Here is a 7783-nt window from a genome sequence, read left to right as displayed (position 1 = left end):
AGACCGATTCCGTCGCAAGAACCTGTCTACCGATGGCTCCACGTCCTTATCAAAAGCTGTCCGCTATGGACGGTACGCCCGTGTCATCCCGAACCGCCCCCGGATCCTTGCTGAGATCACCTCAGTGGATGCTGGTAGCTCTTGCGGCGCAGTGCGGCGCCGGTCACGAGGTGGCCGCCCCACCATGTGCGAAAGTCCGCGTCTCTGACGGAGAGAGTCCCGACAAGTTCGGCCAGGCGCTGATCGCTCGGGTAGTTCCGGGCCTCCATACGTAGATAGGCGACGCATTCCTGGGCGGCCCTGGCCCAGTCGGTGTTCAATACCCGGTAACCCGGATCGAGAAAAGTGAGCCAGATAAGGTTCCGGTGCCGCTCCGGCAGTGCCCCATAATCGGCGAACAGGGCAGCGGCCAGGGGATTCCAGGCGAGGATATCCAGTCTCCGGCCGAATACGTAGGCGGGAACTTCGTACAGGCTACAGCGGTTGAATGGCTGGGGTCTGGTCCGGTCGATCACATGTGACCAACCACTATGGACGGCAGGTCGGCGTCGATCTATACCTGGGGTGTGAGGTACGCCGATAGTGGTGGCCTGTCCGCTGCGGGACGGGCCAAGCGGGAACAGGTACGGATGCAGGCCGCGCGGATGTTCGCCGTGGATGTGCCGGCGGCGCAGGTCGCGGCCCGGTTGCGGGTGTCGACGAAGTCGGTCTACCAGTGGCGGCGCCGCTGGCGCGCGGGTGGGATGACCGCCCTGGCCTCGACCGGGCCGGGTGGAAACGTCTCCCGGCTCTCACCGGACCAGGTGTTGCGGCTGCGGGCTGAGTTGGACCTCGGCCCGGCCGCGCACGGCTGGACCGAGGACCAGCGGTGGACCCTGGCCCGGGTCGCCACCCTGATCGGCCGGCTGTTCCACGTCTCCTACACCCTGCGTGGCGTGTCCTATCTGCTGCACCGCATCGGCTACACCCCGCAGGTACCCAAACACCGGGCCGTCCAACGCGACGGGGACGCGATCGCCGACTGGCGGGCCACCACCTGGGCCAAGGTACGAGGCTAGCGGCGACGACCGGAGCGTGGATCGTCTTCGAGGACGAGGCCGGACAGACCCTACGCCCGCCCAGGGCCCGTACCTGGGCCCGCCGTGGACACACTCCCGTCGTCCGGGTGTCGGGTAGAGGCTCGGGCCGGGTCTCGATCGCCGGACTGATCGCCTACAAGCCCGGCCAGCGCGGCCACGTCTTCTACCGCCTGCGTGTCCACCGCCAGCGCAGAGGCGAGCGCCGCAGCCTGTCCGAGGACGACTACGCCACCCTGATCACCGCCGCGCACCACCAACTCCACGCCCCGATCATCCTGATCTGGGACGGAGTCAATACCCACACCAGCACGGCGATGCGGCAACTCATCGCCGCCCGCCACCGTTGGCTGACCGTGGTACAGCTACCCGCGTACGCCCCCGACCTCAACCCCGTCGAGGGCCTGTGGTCAACGATGAAGTCCAGCCTGGGCAACCTCACCGTCGACGGCGTAGACCACCTCGCCGCGATCATCCGCAACCGACTCAAACGCATCCAGTACCGACCCGACCTGATCCCCGGCTTCCTCGCCCAGACCGGACTCAGCCTCGAACCGGAACCGTCATGACCGCGACAGACCCCAGACTTTCAACCGCTGTATCGAGCAATCGCTGGGTCTGCGGGTCAACCCGCGACGTGGTCTGAGTACGGGATCCTGGGCGCTGTTTCGGCCCTGCGATCGAGTGCAAGTACTCCCGGCCGTCGCGGTCGAGACCAAGCGCGTCCGCGAGGGCGTCGAGGACCTCGGGTGACGCACTGGTGACGCGTCCCTGCTCGAGCCGGGCAAGATAGTCCGCGCTAACATTGGCCAGCTGGGCGACCTCTTCACGGCGCAGCCCGGGAACGCGGCGCCGCCGGCCGCCGTCGGGTAGGCCGACGTCGTCCGGCCGGATACGTGCACGACTGGCGCGCAGAAACTCGGCAAGCGGATTGCTCACGCTGGACTCCGGGCGCTTGGACATGAAACCCAATCTACCCCCGGGCCTCGGCGGATACCTGGGACTGTCTTTCCCATGATGAACTTTCCCATGAAGAACCGAACCTGGCCGGCCCGATGAACCACGATGACACTTGGACGCATCAGCAAGCCACCACTTGCCCGGACAGCAACAAAGCCCATTGAGGGCACGGATGTCCGGGCCGGGACTAATGGGAGAGGAAGCCCTCCATGTCGAGAACGATCGTGGTGACCGGTACCGCAACTGGAATGGGCCGGGCCATCGTCGAGAAGTTCGCCTCCGAAGGCTGGAACGTGGTCGCGACGGTCCGCAAGGAGGCCGACCTGACGGTGCACGATGAGTTGGAGCGGGTCAGGACGCTGCTGCTGGACGTCGATGACGAGCAGGCGGCAGGGCCCTTCGCGCAGACCGCGGTGGAGCAGTTCGGACAGGTCGACGTCTTGGTCAACAATGCGGGTTTCTACCAGATGGGGCCGGTGGAGGTGAGCAGCATGGACCAGATCCACCGGCAGTTCCAGACCAACGTGTTCGGACTGATCGCGCTCAGCCGGGCCTTCCTGCCGATCTTCCGCGCCCAGCGCTCCGGAACGATCATCAACATCTCCTCGTTGACCGCCGAGCAGGGTTATCCGTACAGCGCCGTCTACGCCGCCTCCAAGGCAGCCGTGGCGGCGCTCAGCGAGGGGATGAGCCTGGAGGTGGCCGCCTTCGGCATCGCGGTCAAGGCCGTCCTGCCCGGACAGCACTCCACCCGCATTTTCACGAAGATCGACATTGCGCAGGACGTCCCTGCGGACTATCAGGCTGGAATCGATGCGTTCTTCTCCAAGAACGCGCCAACCGGCTCCGACCCGTCGATCACCGCCGACGTCGTGTACCGAGCCGCCGTCGACGGGGACAACACCAAGGTGCGTTACTACTCCGCGCCGGACTCGGCAGCCATTCCCAGGGCCAAGCAGATCCTGGGCACCGACGGCTACTGGGCGGAGTTCCGTAACGCCGTCCTCGCAAAGCCCAGTCCGCTGTTCACCGCGCTGATCCCGGCTCCGGGCGAGCATCCGATCGATTGGCAGATCTCCTGACCACGCGCTGACTCCGCCTGGGGCAGTAGGCGGCTCGATCGCTTGGCCGGTCCCGGCAACCGGGACCGGCCAGCGGCCGTCAGCCATGGCTCCCACAGAGTTGACAAGAGTCGTTGCCTGGTCCGTGTACAACGACTGCGACCGGGCGGCGACCTGGATCGCCTGCGGCGAGCCAGAAGGTGAACTGACTCCCTGAGACCGGACACCTCCTGACTTGGCATCCTGCCGAGGAGGAGGAACCGCTGTGGCTCGAGTGCCCGCAGCAACCCCGCCACGGCGTCCCGGCATTGGGTAAGGGGAGGACAACGACCCGAATCGTTGCCAAACGCATCCGGACTGACCGGGACCCGGCGCGGACTCGCCGGGACGGAGGGGATGCTCGTCGCACGAGCACCCACCGAGCATTCAACCGACCGCAAAGGACAGAAAGGCAACGGCGTCTGACCCATGTTCTCGCAGGTCAAGCGTCCTTTGATGTTGCGCGCCCGAAGGGATTCGTACCCCTAACCTTCTGATCCGAAGCCCGATAGCCCCGGGCCTGGAGGTGGAACAGCCTCGCGTAGCGCCCACCGGCCGCCATCAACGACTCGTGGGAGCCCTGCTCCACAACCCGGCCGCCGTCCAGCACCACGACGAGGTCCGCGTCCCGGACCGTGGAGAGCCGGTGCGAGATGAGCAGGCTGGTACGCCCCTGCCGAAGCGCGCGCAGCCGCAGGTGCACCTGGTGCTCGGCCTCGGCGTCCAGTCCGGCGGTCGGCTCGTCCAGGATCAGCAGGTCCCGTCCGTCGCGCAGCAGTGAACGGGCGACCGCGACCCGCTGCCACTGTCCGCCGGAGAGCGACACGCCGATCCGGGGGTCCTCCGCCGCCGCGTCGTCCAGGAAGATCCGCGACAGCAGGGTGTCGTATCCGGCGGGCAGTGCGGCGAGCGTGGCGTGGCAGCCGGCCGACCGGGCGGCCGCCGTGACGGCCGCCCGGTCGGCGAGCCGTTCCAGGTCTCCGACGCCGATGTTCTCGGCCGCGGACAGGTCGTACCCCATGAAGTCCTGGAACACCACGCTGAGCCGTCTTCGTAGCCCGACCACGTCGAGCTCGCGCAGGTCCGTGCCGTCCCACCGGACGCCGCCCCGGACCGGGTCGTAGAACCGGCACAGCAGCTTGACCAGTGTGCTCTTGCCCGCTCCGTTGAGTCCGACCAGGGCCACCGTCGACCCGGCCGGGATGACCAGGTCGACGCCACGCAGGATCCAGGGCTGGCCGTCCGCGTACCGGAACCACACGTCACGCAACTCGACGCCGTGCCGTAGCGGGCCGGGTTCCACCGCCCCGGCCGGTTCCGGCAAATCCGGTGGCGCACCGACGACCGCCCGGTAGTGGTCGAAGAGCAGCAGTGCGTGGTGCATGCCCGCGCCCTGCGCCACCATGCCGCCGAGCGCGGTCTGCACCCCGGCCACCGCCGCGACGAAGAGCGTGACGTCGCCGACGGTGAGCCGGCCCCCGGCGGCGAGGGTGATCGCCCAGGCCAGCCCGCCGGCGGCCACCGCGGCGGCGAGCAGCGCCAGCGTCGCCTGCCCGAACATCTCCCGGCGATCCATCGTGTTCCGCTCGCGGTTGACGTGCCGCAACTCCCGCAACAGTCTGGCGGTGAAGAATTCGCCGAGGCCGAACAGGCGAATCTCCTTGGCCGCTTCGAGGCTGGTCAGCAGGCGTGCGTAGAACAACTCCCGCCGCTCGGCGTGCCCCAGACGCCAGGCCAGTGCGGCGCGTTGCCGGCTCAGCCGGATCTCCACCCAGGTGGTCGGCGCCGCCGCCACCGCGACCACCAGCACCATCGCCGGTGCGACGGCCAGCAGGGAGCCGAGGAACCCGAGCAGCGTCAGCGCCCCCTGCGCGACGCCGAGCCCGCCGCTGACGCAGTGCGCCGGCCCCAGCCGTCCGGCGCTCTCCGCGAGTTGCAGCCGGTCCCGGAACCGGGGATTCTCCAGTCGGGCCAGCCCGGCGAAGGAGTTCACCGCCGTGTAGAGGCGGCCGGTGACGAGCAGCCGGAGCGCCCGGCTGCTCACCCCGTCGACGTACCCGGTCAGGTGTGGTTGGGCTGCGACGATCGCACCCACCACGCCGAGCGCGGCGGCCAGCATCAGCAGGTCGCCGAGGTGCCGCCCGGCCGCACCGGAGGCGAGCCGGTCCAGCACCAGTTTCGTGAGCCAGGCCAGCGCCACCGGACCAGCACCGGCCAGTAGGGCGAGCAGCACCTTGGCCATGGTGGCCAGCGGCGCCGCCCGCCAGGCCAGCAGCAGGGCGTCGCGCAGATAGCGCCCGGCCGTGGCCGAGCCGAGACGCGCCGACGACGGCCCCGCCTGCCACGCGTCCGGGTCGGTGGTACGGGTCATACCGCCGACAGTTCGGGCAGCCGGTCTACCACACTGCCGCTGGCGCTGATCCGGCCGTCGCCGTCCAGCACGCAGAGCGCCGGATATCCCTGCACCCCGAACGCCCGGTGCAGCGGCCCGTCCTCGACCTCGACCACCACCCGGGCGACCGGTTCGAGGAGGGTCACCAGGTCGTGCACGGTCTCGGGGGTACCGACGGCGACCGCGAGCACCCGTCCGGGGCCGGCCGCCGTCGCCCGCTCGACGAACCGGGGCGCCTGCTCCCGGCACGGGGCACAGCTCGGCGAGAAGAAGCCGACCAGGGCTGTCCCGACCAGGGCGTCCCGGTCGAGCGGCTCGTCCGCGGTGCTCAGGACCGGCTCGAACGGAGCGGGCTGGGCGCCCGGCGCCAGCATGATGTCGGAGTTGGCCGGCCCGGAGGCCAGCGTGTCGAGCCGGCTGGTGTGTTCGCGCAGTCGCCGGATGACGCCGTACGTGAAGATCAGGTTGGCGACGGCGACGATTCCTAACAGGATGTTCGCCACGACGAGATACAGCACGACAGATCTCCCTCGGTGTCGGTCAGGCGGGTGGGTCGGTCAGGCGGGTGGGTCGGTCAGGCGGGTGGGTCGGTCAGGCGGGTGGGTCGGTCAGGCGGGTGGGTCGGTCAGGCCCACAGCTCGACCAGGTCGTCGAAGTGGATGACAAAACTCGCCAGGAGTACGGCGGCCCCCACGGATAGGAGCACGCCGGCGGCGTCGGTCGACGGCGCCGTGCCGGGCGACAGCGCCGCGACCAGGCCGAGCCCGCCGACCAGGAGCAGCAACAGATTGCGTACGACGTGTCGCCGCCCGATGCGCGCCCGGCCCGCGCCGAAGCACCGGCAACGCACGACCAGCCGACGCCGGACGACCAGCACCACCCCGGCGGTCAGTACGCCGAGCAACCCGCCGGCCAGTCCGAAACCCCAGACCGGCGCCACCAGCAGCAGCGGTGGCACCAGCACCTCGGCGGCGGTGAGCAGGACCGCCGCCGGCACGGTACGGCTCACCAGCGGGGCGAGTGACCGGGCGAACTCGTCGAAGGCGGCACGTGACCGAAGTTTGCTCAGCGCCGACCAGGCGAACACCACGGCCAGCAGCATCCCGCAGGCGATCTCCAGGTACGCCATCCCGCCGATCCCCTCGCCTCGGTCCGTGACGCCGGAATCGGCGACGCCGACCGGAGGGCCGGCGCCGCCGATGCGGTGACCGTCTCAGCAGCCGGTCGGCCCGGTGCGGGCCTGGCAGCTGCAGCTGTAGGAGGTGCCGGAGGCGCAGCACCGCTGGTAGTAGAGATAGCTGGACCGGCAGTAGCAGTACTCACCCCACCAACAGGGCTGCGCCTGCGCCTCGACGCGCGGCACGGCCATGGTCACCATCCTGTCGGCGACCCGGCGGACAAGTTTCTTCATCCCCGACCTCCTTCGATGTTGATCTGCCCCCACGCTAGGCACCGGCGATACACCGGCCGTACAGCGCGCGCATAGCGGTCCCGGAGAGGCAGGTCAGCGCCGCCACGGCAGTCAGGTCATGGTGCGTGGCACGGCACTCAGATGCGGCGGAGCACGGCACCGAGGAGGCGGTCGGCGGTCACGTAGCCGTAGTGACGCGAGTCGTAGCTGGCGCCCGGGTTGTCACCGATCGCCACGAGGCGACCCGGTGGCACCACCTCGTCGTCGAGCACCGCCAGCGCCGGCCCCGCCTCACGCGGCACCGGGTCACCCGGCAGCGCGACCGCCCGCTTGATCAGCCACCCTTCGGCCGTGTCCACCCTCCCCGGGTCCGGCAGCGCCGGTCGGGTCGGTGGACGGGAGGGTGCCGGTGTCTCGGCGAAAACCACCAGGTCCCCGGTACGCAGCGCGACCAGCGGGCGACGGCGGACCAGAACCCGGTCGCCCTCGCGCAGCGACGGTTCCATGCTCGGGCCGCGGACCGTCACCACCACGAACCGGCGACGCAGTACGACCACACCGACGACCACAGCCACCGCGACCCCGGCCGCGACGGCGAGTACGCCGAACCACGCCCCGTCCACCATCGGGCACAACTGTAGCCCGCCGGCCGGGACGCGGGCCCGTTTGCGGGGGCACGTCGAGGAGTGCGGCTGGTGGCGCCAACACGCGCCGAATTCATTGCATAGTGCCGATGAATTCGCCGATGGGCACTGACCGAGCGATCGACAAGGCTCCACACTGGAGCCGGACCCGCCCAGGACGCGGGTCCACGCATCTCCCCCGCCGACCGGCTCTGGAGGTC

10 protein-coding genes are annotated in these 7783 nt (G+C 69.6%); 3 read left to right on the top strand and 7 right to left on the bottom strand.

Annotated features, from left to right (window positions below):
- Window positions 1–116: 116 nt before the first annotated feature.
- On the bottom strand, window positions 117–515 hold the full coding sequence (locus ABGB05_RS31240) for a hypothetical protein (RefSeq protein ID WP_347657529.1): 399 nt from the start codon (window positions 513–515) through the stop codon (window positions 117–119).
- 51 nt (window positions 516–566) lie between these two features.
- On the opposite strand from ABGB05_RS31240, the gene ABGB05_RS31235 reads away from it, so the two are divergent.
- Both ABGB05_RS31235 and ABGB05_RS31230 read left to right on the top strand, forming a co-directional pair.
- Window positions 567–1058, top strand: coding sequence for a winged helix-turn-helix domain-containing protein (locus ABGB05_RS31235; protein WP_347657528.1), 492 nt, complete (start codon window positions 567–569; stop codon window positions 1056–1058).
- Window positions 1022–1645, top strand: coding sequence for a transposase (locus tag ABGB05_RS31230; RefSeq protein WP_347657533.1), 624 nt, complete (start codon window positions 1022–1024; stop codon window positions 1643–1645). The genes ABGB05_RS31235 and ABGB05_RS31230 overlap by 37 nt, the downstream gene beginning before the upstream one ends.
- Here the strand turns inward: ABGB05_RS31230 and ABGB05_RS31225 are convergent.
- Window positions 1620–2039: a helix-turn-helix transcriptional regulator gene (locus tag ABGB05_RS31225; RefSeq protein ID WP_347657527.1), complete on the bottom strand. Its 420-nt coding sequence runs from the start codon at window positions 2037–2039 to the stop codon at window positions 1620–1622. The genes ABGB05_RS31230 and ABGB05_RS31225 overlap by 26 nt on opposite strands.
- Window positions 2040–2245: 206 nt before the next feature.
- Here ABGB05_RS31225 and ABGB05_RS31220 point away from each other — a divergent pair, with 206 nt between their 5' ends.
- Complete coding sequence (locus tag ABGB05_RS31220; RefSeq protein WP_347657526.1) at window positions 2246–3118, top strand: SDR family NAD(P)-dependent oxidoreductase; 873 nt, start codon at window positions 2246–2248, stop codon at window positions 3116–3118.
- A 460-nt stretch (window positions 3119–3578) separates the two neighbouring features.
- Here the strand turns inward: ABGB05_RS31220 and ABGB05_RS31215 are convergent, their stop codons facing one another.
- From ABGB05_RS31215 to ABGB05_RS31195, 5 genes are all read right to left on the bottom strand, one after another.
- Window positions 3579–5507 (bottom strand): ABC transporter ATP-binding protein, encoded by a 1929-nt coding sequence (locus tag ABGB05_RS31215; protein ID WP_347657525.1) that lies wholly within the window; start codon window positions 5505–5507, stop codon window positions 3579–3581.
- Window positions 5504–6046, bottom strand: coding sequence for a TlpA disulfide reductase family protein (locus tag ABGB05_RS31210; protein ID WP_347657524.1), 543 nt, complete (start codon window positions 6044–6046; stop codon window positions 5504–5506). The genes ABGB05_RS31215 and ABGB05_RS31210 overlap by 4 nt, the downstream gene beginning before the upstream one ends.
- 107 nt (window positions 6047–6153) lie before the next feature.
- Window positions 6154–6657 carry a MauE/DoxX family redox-associated membrane protein gene (locus tag ABGB05_RS31205; RefSeq protein WP_347657523.1) on the bottom strand — a complete coding sequence of 168 codons (504 nt, stop codon included), beginning with the start codon at window positions 6655–6657 and terminating at the stop codon, window positions 6154–6156.
- An 84-nt stretch (window positions 6658–6741) separates the two neighbouring features.
- Window positions 6742–6939, bottom strand: a complete 198-nt coding sequence (locus ABGB05_RS31200; RefSeq protein ID WP_331213171.1) for a hypothetical protein — start codon at window positions 6937–6939, stop codon at window positions 6742–6744.
- Between the two features lie 137 nt (window positions 6940–7076).
- Complete coding sequence (locus ABGB05_RS31195; RefSeq protein WP_347657532.1) at window positions 7077–7514, bottom strand: S26 family signal peptidase; 438 nt, start codon at window positions 7512–7514, stop codon at window positions 7077–7079.
- Between the last annotated feature and the right edge of the window lie 269 nt (window positions 7515–7783).

It is taken from the genome of Plantactinospora sp. B5E13 (genome assembly GCF_039871775.1).
In the GTDB taxonomy this organism is placed as follows: domain Bacteria; phylum Actinomycetota; class Actinomycetes; order Mycobacteriales; family Micromonosporaceae; genus Plantactinospora.
This window is presented reverse-complemented; position numbering and strand designations above follow the sequence as displayed.

Bases quoted from the DNA above. Each gene is read 5' to 3' on its own strand.
- ABGB05_RS31225 (WP_347657527.1), bottom strand. From the start codon at position 2,039: ATGTCCAAGCGCCCGGAGTCCAGCGTGAGCAATCCGCTTGCCGAGTTT.
- ABGB05_RS31220 (WP_347657526.1), top strand. From the start codon at position 2,246: ATGTCGAGAACGATCGTGGTGACCGGTACCGCAACTGGAATGGGCCGG.
- ABGB05_RS31215 (WP_347657525.1), bottom strand. From the start codon at position 5,507: ATGACCCGTACCACCGACCCGGACGCGTGGCAGGCGGGGCCGTCGTCG.
- ABGB05_RS31205 (WP_347657523.1), bottom strand. From the start codon at position 6,657: ATGGCGTACCTGGAGATCGCCTGCGGGATGCTGCTGGCCGTGGTGTTC.
- ABGB05_RS31200 (WP_331213171.1), bottom strand. From the start codon at position 6,939: ATGAAGAAACTTGTCCGCCGGGTCGCCGACAGGATGGTGACCATGGCC.